The 234-nt window shown below is 61.1% G+C and carries 1 protein-coding gene; it reads right to left on the bottom strand.

Going from position 1 to position 234, the window contains the following annotated elements:
* A partial coding sequence (locus tag SB822_RS61200; RefSeq protein ID WP_410859678.1) for a proton-conducting transporter membrane subunit occupies positions 1–234 on the bottom strand: 234 nt, incomplete at both ends.

Raw genomic sequence — 234 nt, 5'->3', positions numbered from 1 at the left:
TCATCACCATCATGACGAACGCGAACACCGGGCTCCGTTGGTTCAGCCCCTTGAAGTCGTCGAGCGTATCCGCTTCGAATTCGCGGCGTGCGAGCAGCATGATGACGCCGAAGGTGCCCAACCCCGTGATCAGATAGACGATGCTGTAGTACATCGCCGAGCCATACGCGCTCGCGGCACCAGTCGTCTTGTGATCGACCACGCCGGCCAGCAGACCGAGCAGCACGAAGCCCA

Origin of the sequence: Paraburkholderia sp. SIMBA_054, assembly GCF_046534875.1 — a bacterium.
Classification (GTDB): domain Bacteria; phylum Pseudomonadota; class Gammaproteobacteria; order Burkholderiales; family Burkholderiaceae; genus Paraburkholderia; species Paraburkholderia hospita.
Note: the sequence above shows the minus strand (reverse complement) of the source record. Positions and strands in the feature narration are given on the sequence as shown.